Below are 17,646 nucleotides of genomic sequence, written 5' to 3' on the forward strand. Positions count from 1 at the left end.
CATGCACACGACGAAGCGCGGAGAACCGTTACCAATCAATGGCGCACTGAATCGACCCAGGACCAAATTAGGTCTCGAACTGTCAGCGTGGATGTCCATTGTTTTCGTCACGGTGACGGTTTTCCTCGCTGGTTTCAAATGGCTTGCCATCTTCAGCTTTCCTACGTTGTTGCTTGGAGCGTGGCTCGTCGTCCGCAAGCACCCCAAGATGTTTCAACTCTGGTCTTTGAGCCTGAAGCAGAGGAGCTATTATGACCCGCGCAAATGACGCACCGTGGTTCACAAAGGCCGGAGCAGCGACCGGGATCATGCCCCTATCGCATTTCGTCAGCGAAGACATCTTCGCGCTCAAAGGTGGCGGTTATGGTTGCCTCTTTTCCTTGGCCGGGATCGATGAAGAAAGCCGCACGGATGAGGACCTAGATATTCGAGTTCGCGGTGTCGAAGCTTCACTGCGTGGGCTCCCACCGGGCGCTTGTCTCTATCAGTACACCCGCGTGATGGCCGGCTTCGCCCTTCCTCGGCAGAAGGCGTATGCAGATCCGATCACCGAATCGTTTGCTGGCGACCGCATCGAGTTCCTCAACCGAACCGCCCGCTTTCGTCGTATCGATTTGCATTGGTGCCTCACGATTGAGCCCGACGTAATTAACCCGCTTAGTCGCAGGCCGAAGGAGCAGCAAGGCGCAACAGACCGGCAACTCTTCGAGCTTGAAAAGGCGGCAACGATTCTCGAATCGCATATGAGCGATTCAATCGGTCTGCAGCTTCTTGGCAAAGCAAAGGTTTTCCAGTTCTTCAGCTATCTCTTCAACCTTGAGGAGTGGGCGTCCGATGTGCATCTTCGCTCCGATTCTGGTGTAGACCGTCAACTTGTCAAAGCCCCCGTGGAATGGCACAGCGAGCATCTCCGCATTGGACGTCGCTACGTCCAGATGTTCCCGCTGACCGATACGCCAGAGATCTCTCGCCCATGCCTGTTCACGAACCTGATGGAACTCGATTGCGACAGCATCCTGTGCTCTGTATGGCGACCACAATCGGACAGTGCTACCCGCAAGGAGGTGACGAGCCAGGAGAAGTTCTTGGAGTTCTTCAAGCTCTCGCCGTTCCAGCGCCTTATGAGTGGAAAGAACACGGCACCGCTTGAAGCGACCGCAACCGCAAAAGCGGCTGCCGGCAATGTCGACAACCTCACCGAAGTTGTCTCTTCTCTCGACAAGTTGGGCCAGGGTGACTATGCCTTGCGCTTGCTTCTCTCCGCGAGGACCGCCTCTGAGTTGCGCGCCGCAACTCCTGCTGTCCATCGTCTCTTTGTGGATGCGCGTGTACCGATCATGGAGGAGACCTACGGCAATCTCTGCCTTCTACGCGATGTTTCCGGGTAACCGGCAGTTCAATGTGTATCCCCTGTGGCTGCGTGAAGACCACCATGCACGCCTGTCCAGCATCTTCGCGCCACATCTGGGCCATGCGTACTCGGACGACCTCGATGCCGAGTATCTGAACATCTTCGAGACGCGGACTCGAACTCCCTATTTTCAGGACGCTTATGTGAACGGTGTACGTGTCCAGCTCATCATAGGCCCTACAGGGACCGGCAAAAGCGTACACGCCTGCCAGATGCTCAGCCTGGAGCAAAAGTATGGCGGTTTCACCTTCATATTCGATATTGGGGGCAGCTACGAGAGTGTCGTCGAACTCTACGGAGGGCGTATCGACCGGGTGGGCAAGGACGGCCCGCGCATCAATCCGTTCGCGCTTGAACCCACTGAGACCAACATCGCTTTCCTTCACTCCTTCGTGAAGCTGTTGCTGACGAACTCAGGGGCGACCATCGGCCCCGAAGACGATGACGATGTATTTAAATCTGTGAAGGGTATCTACAACCTCCCGCAAGCGATGCGGAGGCTTGGGAATCTCACATTGCCCAAGCATCTTGATCGCTATATGGCGAAATGGAAAGATCAAGGCGTTTACCACGCGATCTTCGACAACGTGGAAGACAGCCTCCGCATATCCAGACTCCAGTGCTTTGATTTTCAAGGAGTGAACAACAAGCAGTATGCGGACCTGATCGAACCGCTCATGGTCTGGATACTGCGACGGATCGACGAGATCGTCTACGACCCGAAAAATCTTGGTGTGCCGAAGCACGTATTGATCGAAGAGATCTTCTCCAACATGAAGAACAAACAGTTGCTTGAAGGTGCGCTCGCCTCGATCAAGACGGTGCGCAAGAACCTCGGCGGCGTGACCTTGATCGGCCAGTCTGCGAATGATCTTGGTGAAAATGCTGATTCGATCGTCAATTCCTGCACTTCGTTCTTGTTCCTTCCAGACGCTACGTTCAATCGCAAATTTTACGGAGAGCTGTTCAAGCTCAGCGACCAGCAATTAAATCTCTTCGAGAGTCTGCGCCCGCGCGAAGGACTTTACGTTCGGCGTGACGGGGTCACGAAAGTCATCACCCTCAACCTTGACAACCGTAGTTACGCAAAGTTTTCGACCAGGCCCAAGGACAAGGTTCGCCGTTCCAAGCTGATCGAGATGTACGGACTCCATGAAGGCATCGAGCGTTTCGCGCAGGGCGAAGCGGTATAGCAGGCTCAGTAGCACAAATCACTTAGAGGACACGTTATGACTATCCGGCTCTTCACCTTCGTGACCGCTTTCGCCATCGCCGCAGCGGGCAATGCGCAGACTCCCCATCTCCAGCCCGGTGCGCCACGCACCGTCGTGACCGCCGATGCTTCCGCTCCACCTGTGGTTCGCGCCGGCCTGCTCCAATCGACCCTTATCGAATTGCCTGCCGAGGAGAAGGTCGCGACGGTTTTTGGCGGAGACACGGTCAGTTGGGTCTTCGATGCCGGTCATGTGGCGAGCCGGTACATCTCTATCAAGCCCAAAGTGGCGGACAGCACTACCGACCTTCATATCGTTTCCGACCACGGCAATGAGTACACGATTGAACTGCGGGAGATCTCGAACGAGAAAGACAATCCCCACTTCGATTCGAAGGTGTACGTGACATCTAGCGATCCGAAGGCCGCAGAGAATATGGCGAAGTCGCCAGTGTTCGTCCCTGCCGCCGAAGCCGATGCGAAGGAGGCGCAACTCAAGAAGGAGGCTGACGATGCTCGCAAAGCGGCAGAGGCAGATCACAAGGCCGTTGCGACTGCAGCCGAGAACTTCAAAGCCAGCTATCCCGGCACTCTGCACTTCGATTACAGCTGGGATCAGAAAAAGGGTGCCGCGCTTGGCATTGAGCAAATATGGCGCGATGACAAGTTCACCTACCTGCGCGGCAAGTTCCAGGAGACGCCCGCGCTCTATGAGCTGAAGGATGGCAAAGGCTCACTCATCAACTTTGACTTTTCAAATGGCCTGTTCACCATTCCGAAGACCGTCGCTCAGGGTTATCTTTCCATCGGCAAGCAGCGTGTGGACTTCCGACAGACCAAGGCGGGGAGCTAATCATGGCAGACACACCCACTACACCTCCAGCCACCGTCCCTGAGCAGCCCGAGGCTTCGACGCCTCTGAATAAGAAGCAACCGCTGCTTATCCTGCTGTTCATCATTTTGGTAGTGTTCGTCATATCAAGCGTCGTCAATGCCGGAAAGAAGGCTGCTCCGGTGAAGAGTCAGATGACGGCACGTCCAGCCGCAGCGAATCCGCAGCAGGTGAACTCCTTTGAGACTCAGCAGGAGCAAGTCGCTAAGAAGGATCAGGAGGATCAGCAACAGCGTTTGGCGACCGCCGCTCTGCTGGCGCAGATTCAAGCGGCAGAGGTACCTGGGCCGGAGTCGCCGAACGCTCCGCCGATGACAGCGGCCCAGCGGGCAGCCCTTTACGGGGCCAACAACCCAGACGCTCCGAAGGCAACATCTCAGATGTCCGAGCGCCAAGCTGAGGCGAAGCAAGCTGAGTTGGCACGAGAGAAGCAGCACCAGGACGCTCTCAACAGCGACACCGTCGCCGTTGACTTCGCTCGATCATCGGCCGAGGCTTCCCCGCCGCAGCCGCATACCGCAGCCTCGCAGCCGCCGTCGGTCGCGCTCGGAGAGCATCTTGAGAAACCAGAGACCGCGAAAGCGGAGGACGAAGGGAATGGCAAGCCCCAGTCGAAAGATGCGGCAATCAGTAAATACGACTTCGACACCTACGACGGCAAACTCTACCGAGTGTTCGAAGGCAGCGTCTTCGAGGGAGTGGTCACGAACCATGTGGACGGCGGCCTGTCAGGTCCCATCCTCCTGATGCTCACCACCGACTATTACTCGCATGACCATCAACAACTTCTATTGCCACAGGGGACGCGGCTCGTTGGAAGTGTGCAGGCTGTGAACAGCAGCCAAGCTCGCAAGATGGTCGTCTCCTTCCATCGTGCGATCTGCCCTGATGGCTTCTCGATTGATCTCGACAAGTTCGCCGGCCTTGACCCGCTTGGCACAACCGGCCTAGCGACCAAGGTAGATAACCGCTATCTACAAACATTCGCCGTCGCCGCCGCAATCGGCGGCCTGGGCGGTCTCGCGCAAATCGGAAACAACAACATCCTCGATCCGTCGGCCCAAATACGCAACGGCGTTACCTCGCAGTCGAGCGAGGAGGCCGAACAGATCCTCAACCACTTTCTCAACCGCCTTCCGATCATCACCCTGAAGGAAGGTTCCCGCGCACGGGTCTACATTGGCCGTGATCTCCTCATCCCCTCCTACGCAGAACACCGCGTCGAACCCGCAATGTGACCTAAAGGAGCCATACGATGCAAAGACTTCTCAACAAATACCGGACCGGAGGCCTCGCCGCCATTTTCCTCATGCTTACTGCACTGCCCGGGCACGCGCAGTTTGGCGGCGTTGTCTTCGACCCCACCCAATCTGCTCATGCTATCCAACAAATCTCGCAGAACATACAGAACAGCGTGACATGGCAGCAACAACTTGCGAACGAGATCCAAATGGCTGCAACGTTGGATAAGGATTATCTGCAGGCCGTGACCTTGTACAACACGGTCTACGGTAATCTGAAAAACTTCAGCAGCAAATCCATCTGGCAGACCATCCAGTCACAACTGACGATGGCAAGCTTCGCCAACCAGTACGGCGAGACTACCGGGCTTCAAGCTGCGATGAACGGTCAGGCACCCGGAACCTCCAGCATGGTCTGGAAGTTGATGAACCTGGGGCTCAATTCCACCTCGTCTTCCTTCCTCAGCGGCCAAGTCCTCGGGTCGAGCCATGCTCTTGCGACGCTTACCCGCATGGAGGCGATGGACGGCGTATCGAGCCAGTGCCTCAATTCGGTGGGCGATTACAACTGGCAGCGAAACAACAATCTGCTACCCCAGAGTTCGCTCACCCAATCACAGTTCGACACTTCTTCGTTCACAACCACTGAACTCGAACAACTCAACCTCGTCAACGTCGGGAATGCTCATCATCTGAACGAGACGCAGGCCCAGGGCGCCCTCCATGCCTGTCAGGCGGCGCAGGCCGCTGTGCAGAACATGGCTCAGCGCACCGCTGCTGCGGACGAGATCAACAATGCTTCGTTCGTTCAACAACAGCGTGCGACCTTCTCGTCCGCCCCCGCAAACAGCTCCCAAACCTGGCAGACCTACCTGCCCTAACAGGAGTCACCATGCAGCAAGCATTAAGAACGAAGCTCTTGATTGGGATTCTCGCCGCTCTTACCGTGATTGGTGGGGTCCTGGCACATGAACTTCAGGTAAGCAAAGAGACGGCAGCCTCCACAGCCAAGACCGCCGCCGAGCGCGACAAAGCAGAACAGATTGATCGCGACGACAAAGCGGCTATCCAGAAGATCCGTGAGCACAATGCACAGAAGGCGACCACGGCTCCAAACCACTAACCGTTCCATCTTCAACTGCACGCTGAAACAGAGGAGAAACCAAACATGATCCTCCACACGATGGCCTCCTCTGCTTTTTTCTTGCAGACCGCCGCTACCGCCCCAGGGGTTGACTGGCTCTATCAGTTCACAAACAACCTCACCAATCTGACGACCCAAAACGGAGACGCACTGTCGTCGGTCGGCATGTCCCTATTGGCCTTTGTCAGCCTTATCAAACTTGTCCGCATGGTGGCGCACTGGAACATCTCGACCATGACATTCAGCTTGAGCGCACAGCCGGTTCGGATAGGCGACTTAGTTGAGTTCCTAATGCAGTTGATCATCTGCCTGCTCATTATTAACTACTGGACGACACCCTTCCCAGGGGCAAGCTTTGGATTCAACCATCTCTTCTCATACTTCGCGCAGGTGATTGTCGCGGCGCTCGATCAGAACTCTCTCAATCAGTTACAGCAGGCCCTCAGTACAGCGCTCAACAGCACACCTCAACCCAGCTATCTTGCGCCGTTGGAGATTCTAACCTACCTCCTCGTCTATGTGTTCGTTGGGCTAGCTGGCGGCATCCTCTTTTTGATCAATTGCTCGTCATTCATTTTCTATGGCGTTGCAGCCCTCTTCGGACCGATCTTCGTGCCGCTTCTGATGTCGCGTACCTTTCGCGGCAAGTTCTACAACTTCGTCGATGTCCTGCTCAGTTTCGCGATGATTCGGGCTGTCGCCGCCGCCTTCATCTTCGTTTGGTCAGGATTCCTTGTGACCTTCCTTCAACAGACCTTCAACGGCGACTACTCGCTTCCCATGTGGATTGCGAACCTTTATGGAGTCATTGCCGTCTTCATCGCCTTCATCCTCAATATGACGATGGTGCCAACGATCACACAGACACTATTTGGGGGCGGTTCGGGCGCTGCCGGTAGAGTCGCACAGTTTGCTGAAGCCGTGCTTATCCGGGCGGCGGCTATAGGAGCTGCGTAATGTTTGCAATTTTCTGGGCTTATCTCTGTGTTCCGCGCCGATTCCGCTTTATCGCTCGGTGGATTGCCGTAGGCTTCGTACTCGTGGTTCTGGTTCTGGTGCTCATCCTCTTCACCCGGATCATTCTCACGATGCCCTTACATCACGGGAACTTCTTCCGCCCGGAATCACATCAGCCGATGTCGCCGGACTTTATAAGCCACCATCCGATCCATCCCGTCACCGTGAGGAGGATTTATGAAGACTGAAAGTCTTACTCCCAAACAGGTTCTGCTGACCGACGAGATTGCGAACGAGAAATACGTCGGATTCTATGCTGAACGGAAGATCAGTCGCATGGTAATTGCGACAGAGAGTGTGCTCCTGGTCGCCAGCTTTGCCACGATTGTCTCACTGGCCCATCGCCCCATCGTGGACCGCTACATCCGTATCGACGAGATGCACCATGCTCAGGCGATTCAGTATAGCGACTTGAACTACAGTCCCCGCGAAGGAGAGGTGCGGACGTATCTCACCGATTGGGCCAACTACCGCTACACCATCAGCCGAGACACCATTGCGAAGAAGTACCCGATGAACTATTACTTCCTGTCTGCCCAGCTTGCGAATCAATACATGGCCGAAGACAACGCGGCTCATCTCGTCTCTCAGGTGTTGGGCAATCAGATCGAACAAAGTGACGTTGAGATCGACGGCGTCACCATCACTTCTATGTCGCAGGAGATGGTCAAAGACGCACCGATTGCGCGTGGGACGGCCCTGGTGAACATCACGAAGATTTACTCGCCCCGCAATTCCCGTCAGCCCCGGAAAGAGCACTGGGTACTCTCCGTCACCTATTATCTTAATCCGTCTCAGGTGAGTATCGCGGCGCAGACCTTCCCCCAGTTCGAGACCATAAATCCGCTCGGTCTCACAATCACTGAGTTTCATGAGAACAGGCTGTCGGTTGAGCCCATCGACCCCGCCGCCTCTCTGCAAGGTACTACGACTCCGACAATGACCATTCCGGCAACTACCGCACGCCCGATCGGGGTGAGCCGATGAGCTGGGATTTGGTGCTCGGTTTCTTCCCCCAAGAAGTGCAGAAGCTCATTCTTGATGCCACGATCTCCGACCTCATGATCAACGGGACAACGGGCGTGTATGCGGATCGCAATGGCGTCTTGGAACAGATCCCGCTTTCGTGCGCTTTAACGACGGAAACCCTTCTTGCGGCGACTCAACAGATAGCGCGGAAGCTGGGACAGAATCTCTCCGATCAGAACCCCATTCTCAACACGCGCCTCCCGGATGGTTCGCGCGTTGCCGTCGTCGGACCGCCAGCGTCCATCAACGGGATCACCATGACGATCCGCAAATTTAACCACTGGTTTACTTCAGATCAACTAATCGCTTCCGGCAGTCTTCCCGTCAGCGTGAGGGATGTCGTCATCAAGCTCATGGTCGATAGAAAGAACGGCATCATCAGCGGCGGCACCGGTAGTGGGAAGACCACCTTGATGAAGGCGCTCCTGGACCACGTTCCCCAGCATGAACGCCTGGTCGTCATCGAACAACCGGCAGAGCTGAAGATATCGCAACCGAACGCCATCCGCTGGGAGGCAGTAGAAGCGATTCCAGGCCAGGTTGCCATCACGCCGAGCCAGCTATTGGCCGCAGCTCTCAGGCACCGCCCTGACCGCATCATCATGGGGGAAATCCGCGATGAATGCGGCTACGACCTTCTACAGGCGATGAACACCGGACACGGCGGAACCCTTTCGACCATCCACGCAAAGTCTGCGTGGGATGCTCTCAATCGCCTTTCCGACTTAGCCTTGAGTGCCCGACCAAATCTTAACCACGCCTTCGTGCGTTCCGAGACGGCGGAGGCCATCGACTTTGTCCTGTACTGCGAACGTGATCCCACGGGGCGACGCCGGGTTCGCGAGCTGATTACCGTGGCTGGATATAGTCACGCAGACCAAAGCTTCCAGACGGAGGACATCTATCGTGCTTCCGCAGCCTGATCGTCAGGCGTCCCGTTAGAAACCAACCCCGAATCGAGGTCACTCCGATGTCCCTTCATGCTGCCAAGGCGGCTGCATGGCCCAACTCGTCCCAGAAAGCGCCCAGCGTGGCATTCCCGAGCTTAGAAGCGCGCAACCGTCCATGTGCGATACCGGCCTTCTATGGAGACTTAGTCGCTCGTGAGAAGGCTGCAGTTGAGGCGAACTTCCGCCGCCGAAATGAAAAGGATGACTTCGGTGCATCGGGGAGCCTTCCGCCTCGTATCCCGTCCTCTACTCGGGGTCACGCTTCGGGGCCAAACCGGCGCCCTGCGGCTCGGCGTCGTTCTGCTTCGCTTATAGCGCCCCTGCGGGGTCTCGGTTCCTCCCAAAAGAAGTTTGAGAGCCGCGGCAAAGAACGCCGCACAAACTTCTTTCGGGCCCCGCCAAGAAAGCACTCCTTGGCACTTGGGAGCCGGGCCCACTCGCTGGCTTTGCCAACTGTGACCCGAGCAGGATACGGGAAATTCAACGAAACGGAGATCACCACCATGTACTCAAACAAAGTCACCCTCATCGGATTCCTCGGCAACGACGCAGAGGTTCGCACCAACAACGACCGCAGCCTGACCACTCTCTCGCTGGCAACCAAGTCTTCCTACAAGAAGGACGGCAAGTACATCGAGCACACGGAATGGCACCGTTGCGTAGCCTTTGGCAAGCTCGGAGAGTTCGCCGCCACGCTCAAGAAGGGCGCTCATATCCAGGTCGAGGGCGAACTACGCAGCCGTAAGTACGACAGCAAGAAGACGAACTCGGAACAGACCATCTGGGAGATCCGGGTGAGCTCGATTCTCAAACTGGATCGCGCTGCCAAGGCTTCGGCGGAAGACGACGAAGATGTCACCGAGGAAGAGGCCGCATAGGCCGCTTCCGTGACTGGAGAAGCCCGGCAACCACCGGGCTTCTCACTCTGCTAACCGCCCGTCCGATCGCGTTCTATCCATCCCCCGCAAGTGAGGTGTTGCATGAACGGAATTGCTACAGACTTTCTCACCCGTTGCTTCGCTCGGGGTGACACCATTGCTCTCCTGCTTCGCAATGAAGGTACGGCCACGACGCAACAGCGTGTCGTGCCTTTGGAGCGTGCGCTCGCGCCCCGTTACCGGGGCTGGCTCGCTCATGAGAATCATAGCGGGACGAACATCTACGTCGCGGCGAATCCGCTCCTCGCTGGTAGTCGTCGACGCACCAAGGATTGCATCGCCTCAGTTCGACATCTATATATAGATATCGACGTCAATGGAGAGGCCCGGCTCGCTGCGCTCCGTGCCTCTGACCTTGTACCGGAACCGAACATCGTTGTCTCGACATCGACTGGCAAATACCAGGTTCTCTGGCGTGTAGAAGGCTTCGACTTCTACACCCAGGAGATGACGCTGAAGCTGTTGACACTGGCGTTCCACGGTGACATCTCCTGCACCGACTGCAACCGTGTCCTCCGTATCCCCGGGTTTCGCAATTGCAAGTACGATCCTCCACAGCTCGTCACCGTCGAATACGTCGCTGATGCAACGTATCAGCCGGACGATTTTCGGTTGTACACCCTGCGTGAGGCAGCCTGCATCCCTCCCATCCGCACGCAATATCGGCGTCTGGACATGCACACGCATTCCGAACACGATTGGGCGTGGGTGTCCGATGAACTCGCTCACGGCAAAGACGCCGTAACGCTCACTCGAGAGCTTGCTTCGCGCCGCTCCGACAAGCCCAATCCCACTTATTATGCCCAGCGCACCGTAGACATGGCCTCGGCGCGTCTCTGGTTGCTTGAAGGCACCGCCATCGAGGACGTGATTGCGTCGCTCGAAATCCGTCGTCAACTTGAAATTGCCAGCGCAACTTGCTCCGCTCGTGCGCGTGAGATCGCTGCCACAGCACAGCGGATGATTGCCCGCAGATAGTTCACTCATTCACCACCTAAAGGAGAATCAAATGCCCCTACTCGAAGTTGTCCAAACCCGCCAAGTCAGCGCCTCCATCCGCCTTACCGATTCGACCGCTACGCAGGTCGATCAGTATGCGTCATTCATCAGTGCTTGCGCCGACGATGTGGTCGAGCAAGCTCTCGCGTATGTCTTCTCGAAAGATCGAGACTTTCAGGACTTCCTCAAGACTCCCCAAGCGAAGCAGGCGACCTCGACCCTTCGCATCCGCAAAGGTCCGGTCGCCGAAACAGCGGAGCCATTGCGGAGGAAGCCGGCGAATGTACCGCAATCAGCAGTGCAAACGCCTACAGCAGTGGCGGGTTTGAAGGCATGATCTGCCGTCAGATCCGGTGGCAAGACCACAGCGGTGCTGCGCACCGGAAGAATGTTGACACTTGATCCCTTCCAGGGTGGTGTTTTGAGGTGCATGGTAGACAGTCGTCTACCGCGTTCAAGAACGATGACTTACAACCCACCGGTAGACAATAGGCTACTTTGAGTCTCCTATCGTCTACCGGCCACGAGGCAGACATGGCGCTTCAGACAATCCCAACAGCGATTGATTTCGAGAGCCGCACGAGCCGTTCCCACGGTCGTGCCGGACGAACCTATGTTGCAAGCGCGAAAGTTACCCGCAAAGAGCAAGAAGAACTAGAACACGCCGCTTACAAGAGCGGCAAATCGCTCAGCGAGTGGGCCCGTGACGTGCTCTTGCAAGAGGCACGGCGTTCCCAGGACGACGCCGTATTCACGGAGCTGGTCGCTACTCGGATGCTCCTTGTGAATCTCATCAAGCCGCTCATCCTTGGTGAGAAGGTGTCGCCCACATGGATTACCGAGGCAATGGGCATGGTGCGCCGGGAGAAGCACAAGGCCGCGCAAGAGGTTATGCAGCAATACGCGCAAGGCGTGGCAAAGGAGTAAAGACATGGCGACGCAATGGGGTAGAAAAGAGACGATCATCTGGCCGCCGCACGCTCCGGTTATGTGTTACACGGCCATCGCAACGGCGCTGCTTTGCACGGTGCTGTTTGTCTGGCAACGGCTTCATTTTGCGCTGCCACCATTGCAGCAGTCCTATCTTACGGACTACGCGCGCGCCGAGATTGGAGCAGCCGTCCATACACATGGCTCGTACCGGCTCCTGTATCTCGGCGGCGACAAACCCAAGCCTCGTCTCGCTCTGCCGGTAGACTTCGCCGCAGGGCAGATGACGCTTCCGGACGGCAGAGTCCTTCCGTTCACACTGTCGGAGTTGGCACAGGCCCAGGGCTATCGCTTTCCATTTCGTGGACCTAGCCAAAAGCTCGCGGATGCCGCGATGAATCATTGGCTATGCTATGCGATCTTCGATGGTCAGGGATTGTTCGGTGTGTTTACTATCAGCTTCATCGAGGGCGGCGTCTGCCTGCTGGCGATGCTCTGGTTTGCCATCCCAAAAGACTTCCAACGGTTCCGGCAGATGAAGTACGGGCGCGTTCTGCGCGGCCCACTCATGCTCTCGCCCAAGGAGTTCAACAAAGTCCAAAAGGGGGACGGCATCGGCTTCAAGACGACGGAATCGGACAAGATGATGCGGATTCCGCTGCGGAAAGAGGCACAGCACCTTCAGCTCATGGGCGATACCGGGGTCGGGAAAACGCAATTAATAATGCAATGCCTTCGCCAGATTCGCCAGCGGGGAGACTCGGCTATCGTCTACGACCCGGCCTGCGAATATATCCAGAGATTTTACGATGCCGGTCGCGGAGACATCGTACTGAACCCGCTGGACACGCGCTGCCCCTATTGGGGACCGGCTCAGGAGATGGAGTCGAACGCCGAGGCCGATGCTATCGCTGCTTCGCTCTACCAGCCTGCCACCGCCGATAAGGATGAGTTCTTTCACCAGACGCCCGCGCAGATCTTCGCGCACCTGCTGAAGCTGGGGCCAACGCCGCATCAGCTTGCCGAGTGGATGGCGAGCGATACGGAGTTGATGAAGCGAGTCGAAGGAACCGAGATGGCCTTCTATATAGATAGGAAGGCCGGCCCGCAGCGTGCCGGTGTCCTTTCGTCGCTTGGCCTGGTCGCAAAATGCTTCCGCCTTCTACCGCAAAAAGATGAGAAGCGGCCCGTCTGGAACGCCCGCACATGGGCTAAGACACGCAAGGGTTGGATCTTTATTACGTCGCGTCCGCCCGAGCGGGAAACGCTCCGTCCGCTGCATTCATTGTGGATAGATTTGCTGGTAATGCGTCTCTTGACCGCGCCGCAACCGGGACAGAAACCCGTCTGGTTTGTGATCGACGAGCTGGCGAGTTTGCAGAAGTTGCCGCAGCTCCATACGGCGATCACGGAAAACAGAAAGTCGAAAAATCCGTTGGTGTTGGGCTTTCAGGGCAAGGCCCAGCTTGAAGTCATCTATGGGCATCTGGCCGAGGTCATGCTTTCCCAACCTGCCACCAAAATCTTCATGAAGACTGCGGAACCCAAAGCCGCTGAATGGATCTCGGAGGCCATCGGAAAGGTCGAAATCGAACGCCTGAAAGAGACGAAGTTCGACGGCTCCAGATCAGGCAAGAACTTCACACTAGAACGCCAGATCGAACCGCTTGTGATGGGTTCGGAGATAACCGGGCTCGATGATCGCCACGCATATTTGAAGTTGGGCAACAATGTGGCCAGGTTCGCTTTCGACTACATGGACCTGCCAACGCCAACACCCGGTTTCATGCCACGCAAGTCCCCGGACGGTGAGATGAGTTTCGATCCCGATACCCTCAAGCCACGCGCTCCGAAGACCGCGAACGTGGAAGCATCATCAGAACCAGAGGTGACAGATGCGTCAGAAACGGTGGCGAACGATGCGCCACTGGCGCTCGAAAAGAATCCCATTCCGTGGCCCAAGCAAGATGTGAATGAGTCGACTCGCGCCGGCGAAGTGAGCCGGCCCGCGCCTGCTCCTACTTCCATCGTGGTCGCCGACACCGAGCAGGAAGAGGTGCATGGCCCTGAATACATCCGGGAGATGTAGCCATGATGACCATTCCAAAGGCGCTTAGTTCAGGACAGGCTCAGGCCTATCACAAACTGGAGTACACCTCTGCCGCCCAGAGCTATTACAAACAGGGCGACGAAGTGAAGGGAGAATGGCAGGGTCGGCTCGCAACCTCGCTGGGACTCTCCGGCGAGGTGACAGCCCGGGAGTTTTCCCGTCTCTCGGAGGGCCAACATCCGCAGACCGAGGTCCAGATGGTTCGCCACCGAGAGGCAGTGGAATATCAGACGGCCAGCGGGAAGACCGTCAAAGCGGTAGAGCATCGCGCTGGTTGGGATGCTACTTTTTCAGCGCCGAAGTCGGTTTCCCTCACGGCTCTGGTCGGAGGGGACGACCGGGTCCGTGAAGCTCATGCCGCTGCCGTCACGGTAGCACTGAATGAGTTAGAGAAGTACACGCACGCGCGGATCGGGGGCAACAACCCAGCCGAGAACACCGGCAAGTTCATCGCGGCGAAGTTTGAACATGACACCGCCCGCCCCGTAGATGGCTACGCCGCGCCGCAACTCCATACCCATGCCGTCATCTTCAATGTGACCGAACGGGCCGATGGTTCCACGAGGGCTCTCCAGGAACGGCCATTCTTTGAGAGCAAGCAATTCGCCACGGCGGTCTACCAGTCCGAATTGATGTATCGGTTGCGTGATCTCGGCTATGAAATCGAGCCGGGAAAGAGCGGCGCACCCGCGGTAAAAGGTTATAGCCAGGCATATCTCGATGCATCGAGCCTCCGTTCGCAACAGATCAAAGATGAGATGGAAAGGAGCGGCGTTAGTGGCCCAAGAGCCGCGCAGATCGCAGCTCACTCCACACGCGACAAGAAGCAAACCCTTATCCGAGAAGAGGTTCTGGAGGCCCATCGAAATGTTGCCGCCGAGTTCGGCGACCAACCGCGACAAGTGATTCTGGAGGCCCGCGAACGTGTCCAGACCCAGGAACGCAATCCAGATCGAGTGACTCGCGCGAAGGAAGCCATCACCTATGCGCGGGACAGTCTCTTCGAGCGTGAGGCTGTCGCTGATGAACGGCTCATCTTTCGCGATGCGTTGCGGCGCGGCATGGGGGAAACGACCTATGCCGAGGTTCGCGCCGACTTCGAGGCGAGGCGCCAGCGTGGTGACTTTCGCTCCCTGGAGACCGCGAAATACGCTTCGGGTCGCAGCTTCACGACACCGGAAACCATCGCCGCAGAACGCGCAAACATCGCTCACGTTGTGGCCGGAAAGAATACAGTCCAACCCATAATGAGTGCGGAGTTAGCGCAGGATCAAGCACGTTCGCGGGACTTTCTGAACGACACCCAGCGCCGCGTGATCGAGGAAGTTCTCAATTCCGCGGACCGCATTCACGGCCTGCAGGGACGCGCGGGAAGTGGGAAGACGACCGTGCTGGCTTCGATCCGGGAAGGCGCAGAAAAGAGCGGGTACACCATCGAGGGTTTTGCCCCAACCTCCCGTGCATCAGCGCAGCTTCGCGAGGTCGGAATCGATGCTACAACCTTACAGAGCTTTCTTGCGCGTGGCGACAACCACCCCAGCGCCAGCCCTGAACTGCGCCATCTTTATATGCTCGACGAGTCGAGTCTCGCCAGTACACGGCAGATGCGAGCCTTCCTCGACAAACTGAATCCCAACGACCGTGTATTGGTGATCGGTGACACGAGCCAGCATCAGGGCGTGGATGCCGGAAAGCCCTTTGAGCAGATGCAAGATGCCGGAATGCGCACGTCGCAACTTGACCAGATCATGCGGCAGAAAGCGCCTGAATTGCTAAAAGCCGTCGAGGAGCTTGCGAAGAACAATACCCGGCAGGGCATCGATATGCTCGCAAGCCAAGGCCGCATTACAGAGATAACAGACAGGCAGGAACGCATTGCGGCTATCGCCAAGGATTATGCGGATAAGCCGGAGAACACCATCGTTGTCTCTCCCGATAACCGTAGCCGTCAACAGATCAATGAGGCCGTCCGTGCCGAACTGTTAGACAAAGGAGCTCTGGCATCAGATGGGCAGACTTTCCGCACCCTTTCCCATCGCTCCGATATGACCGGAGCCGACCGTACCTGGGCGGCGCGTTACAACACTGGCGACGTGTTGCAATACACGACTGGCAGCAAGGCCGAAGGCATCGAGCGGGATAGTTTCGCCACCGTGCGCACCGTCGATGCGCGCGCCAACACGCTCAATGTGGAGCTTGAAAACGGAGCGAATGTGACGTATGACCCGCGACGGTTGCGCGGCGTCCAGGTCTTCCGTGAGACGGACCGCGAATTCGCTACTGGCGATCGGATTCAAATGACCTCAACCCATAGAGAGCTTGGTGTCGCCAACCGAGATCTTGGCACCATCACCAGTATCGAGAACGGCCAGATGGCTGTGCGAATGGATGGGAAGGCCGAGCGCACGATCTCATTTGATACCGCTGAGTTCCGGCAGTTCGATCACGGCTACGCCGTGACCTCGCACAGCTCGCAGGGACTCACCGCAGGCCGCGTCCTCGCTCACTTCGACACCGACGGCGCATACTCTCTCATCAACACTAGGCTTGCTTACGTTGCCATCTCGCGGGCCTCGGATGATGCGCGTGTATATACCAACAATGCCGAAACCCTCGGCCAACGGCTAGCAACCGATATCTCGAAGACCGCCGCCGTCGATTTCCGGCCATCGAGTTCTACGACCGAAATCCAGCAGGCCGTGGCCGCGTTCCGTGCGAATGACCCCGTCACCGGGACAGCAAAGTTGCAGGAGCAAGGGCGTGTTCATGAGTACGCAAACCCGGAGCATCGCATGGCTGCCGTTGCTATTGCGTACACCGCCCAGGAAGATCGTGCTGTCGTCATTGCACCTGATGCCGGCGAGCGTCGGGAGTTAACCCAGCTCATCCGCGATGAATTGCGACAGCAGGGACGGCTTGAGTCGGAAAGCCGCTCTGTCCCAATCCTGGTCGAGCAGCACTTCGGCAATCCTCGTCTCGCTGCCAACTACGCTATGGGTGATGAGATTCGCTATAAAGACGGCAGTCTCGTGGAGCATGGCATCGCCGACAACAGCACCGCCACAGTTCTCTCCGTCGATGCACGAGCAAACACTCTTACCGTTGCAACCCGCGACGGCAACGAGACCTCCTATAATCCCGCACTCCTCAATAAACAGACCATGCAGAGTACGGTATACCGCGAGGAGCAGCGCGACGTTGCCATAGGGGAGCGAATCAGGTTCGCCGACTCAGATCGCGATGCCGGTATCCGTTCCGGCGACTTCGCCACGGTTGTGCGGGTCGGAGTGGATAACGCGCTCTACCTCCGCCTCGATAATGGAAAGTCGGTCGAGTTGGACTACGAAGCGGCTCGGCATATCGAATACGGTTATGCCGTCGAAACGGCAGAGCGAACCTCTGCCGATCGGGTTCTTGTGACCGGTGACGCTCCCGAGCTTGCGCAACAGCGCGAGGCACTTACGCGCCTTTCTATGCATACGCGCGATCTTGGACTCTACACGTCAGATAGCCGTGAGCTCGCAGTGCACAAAGCTACTCACGGTGCGGAGATCGCAGAGTCCCACAATAGAATTTCGCCCCCTATCGATAGCATCCCGAGGCCTACTATGCCCGGGATTGAGATAGAAGAATTCGGCAGAGGGCTGTAGGCGGTGCAGATCGATTGTGAACTTCGCGCGCGCGGTCGCAAGCCCGCTCGAGACGATCATAGTCTCAGCAGAAAGGCTGAAGCTTTCGTTAGATCTCCAAGGTCCGCATGCTAAAATCCGCG

17 protein-coding genes are annotated in these 17,646 nt (G+C 57.1%); all 17 read left to right on the forward strand.

The window, feature by feature from the left end:
• Position 1: 1 nt before the first annotated feature.
• Positions 2 to 268, forward strand: coding sequence for a VirB3 family type IV secretion system protein (locus tag RBB76_RS25545; protein ID WP_429634015.1), 267 nt, complete (start codon positions 2 to 4; stop codon positions 266 to 268).
• Entirely contained in the window at positions 252 to 1,388 is a 1,137-nt protein-coding gene (locus RBB76_RS25550) for a hypothetical protein (protein WP_429634017.1), read from the forward strand. The genes RBB76_RS25545 and RBB76_RS25550 overlap by 17 nt, the downstream gene beginning before the upstream one ends.
• Positions 1,327 to 2,604 carry a VirB4 family type IV secretion system protein gene (locus RBB76_RS25555; protein WP_429634019.1) on the forward strand — a complete coding sequence of 426 codons (1,278 nt, stop codon included), beginning with the start codon at positions 1,327 to 1,329 and terminating at the stop codon, positions 2,602 to 2,604. Before RBB76_RS25550 ends, RBB76_RS25555 begins: the two co-directional genes overlap by 62 nt.
• A gap of 36 nt (positions 2,605 to 2,640) precedes the next feature.
• A complete protein-coding gene (locus tag RBB76_RS25560) occupies positions 2,641 to 3,477 on the forward strand; it encodes a TrbG/VirB9 family P-type conjugative transfer protein (protein WP_429634021.1) in 837 nt (278 codons plus the stop codon).
• A gap of 2 nt (positions 3,478 to 3,479) precedes the next feature.
• The gene (locus RBB76_RS25565; protein WP_429634022.1) at positions 3,480 to 4,754 is read left to right on the forward strand and encodes a TrbI/VirB10 family protein; all 1,275 of its coding nucleotides are present in this window, start codon (positions 3,480 to 3,482) and stop codon (positions 4,752 to 4,754) included.
• Positions 4,755 to 4,771: 17 nt separating this feature from the next.
• Entirely contained in the window at positions 4,772 to 5,638 is an 867-nt protein-coding gene (locus RBB76_RS25570) for a hypothetical protein (RefSeq protein ID WP_429634024.1), read from the forward strand.
• Between the two features lie 11 nt (positions 5,639 to 5,649).
• Positions 5,650 to 5,880: a hypothetical protein gene (locus RBB76_RS25575; RefSeq protein ID WP_429634026.1), complete on the forward strand. Its 231-nt coding sequence runs from the start codon at positions 5,650 to 5,652 to the stop codon at positions 5,878 to 5,880.
• 45 nt (positions 5,881 to 5,925) lie between these two features.
• Complete coding sequence (locus RBB76_RS25580; protein ID WP_429634027.1) at positions 5,926 to 6,858, forward strand: type IV secretion system protein; 933 nt, start codon at positions 5,926 to 5,928, stop codon at positions 6,856 to 6,858.
• Positions 6,858 to 7,106: a hypothetical protein gene (locus RBB76_RS25585; RefSeq protein ID WP_429634029.1), complete on the forward strand. Its 249-nt coding sequence runs from the start codon at positions 6,858 to 6,860 to the stop codon at positions 7,104 to 7,106. The genes RBB76_RS25580 and RBB76_RS25585 overlap by 1 nt, the downstream gene beginning before the upstream one ends.
• Positions 7,096 to 7,905, forward strand: coding sequence for a VirB8/TrbF family protein (locus RBB76_RS25590; protein WP_429634031.1), 810 nt, complete (start codon positions 7,096 to 7,098; stop codon positions 7,903 to 7,905). Before RBB76_RS25585 ends, RBB76_RS25590 begins: the two co-directional genes overlap by 11 nt.
• Positions 7,902 to 8,870, forward strand: a complete 969-nt coding sequence (locus RBB76_RS25595; protein WP_429634033.1) for a CpaF family protein — start codon at positions 7,902 to 7,904, stop codon at positions 8,868 to 8,870. The genes RBB76_RS25590 and RBB76_RS25595 overlap by 4 nt, the downstream gene beginning before the upstream one ends.
• Positions 8,871 to 9,400: 530 nt before the next feature.
• Positions 9,401 to 9,775 (forward strand): single-stranded DNA-binding protein, encoded by a 375-nt coding sequence (locus RBB76_RS25600; protein ID WP_429634035.1) that lies wholly within the window; start codon positions 9,401 to 9,403, stop codon positions 9,773 to 9,775.
• A 102-nt stretch (positions 9,776 to 9,877) separates the two neighbouring features.
• Positions 9,878 to 10,813: a DNA-primase RepB domain-containing protein gene (locus RBB76_RS25605; RefSeq protein ID WP_429634037.1), complete on the forward strand. Its 936-nt coding sequence runs from the start codon at positions 9,878 to 9,880 to the stop codon at positions 10,811 to 10,813.
• Positions 10,814 to 10,844: 31 nt separating this feature from the next.
• Positions 10,845 to 11,171 carry a hypothetical protein gene (locus RBB76_RS25610; RefSeq protein ID WP_429634039.1) on the forward strand — a complete coding sequence of 109 codons (327 nt, stop codon included), beginning with the start codon at positions 10,845 to 10,847 and terminating at the stop codon, positions 11,169 to 11,171.
• Between the two features lie 197 nt (positions 11,172 to 11,368).
• Positions 11,369 to 11,761 carry a plasmid mobilization protein gene (locus RBB76_RS25615; RefSeq protein ID WP_429634041.1) on the forward strand — a complete coding sequence of 131 codons (393 nt, stop codon included), beginning with the start codon at positions 11,369 to 11,371 and terminating at the stop codon, positions 11,759 to 11,761.
• Between the two features lie 4 nt (positions 11,762 to 11,765).
• Positions 11,766 to 13,853 (forward strand): type IV secretion system DNA-binding domain-containing protein, encoded by a 2,088-nt coding sequence (locus RBB76_RS25620; protein WP_429634043.1) that lies wholly within the window; start codon positions 11,766 to 11,768, stop codon positions 13,851 to 13,853.
• Positions 13,854 to 13,855: 2 nt separating this feature from the next.
• A complete protein-coding gene (gene mobF, locus RBB76_RS25625; RefSeq protein ID WP_429634045.1) occupies positions 13,856 to 17,524 on the forward strand; it encodes a MobF family relaxase in 3,669 nt (1,222 codons plus the stop codon).
• Positions 17,525 to 17,646 lie beyond the last annotated feature (122 nt).

The sequence above is a fragment of the Tunturiibacter psychrotolerans genome, from assembly GCF_051013365.1.
In the GTDB taxonomy this organism is placed as follows: Bacteria; Acidobacteriota; Terriglobia; order Terriglobales; family Acidobacteriaceae; genus Edaphobacter; species Edaphobacter psychrotolerans_A.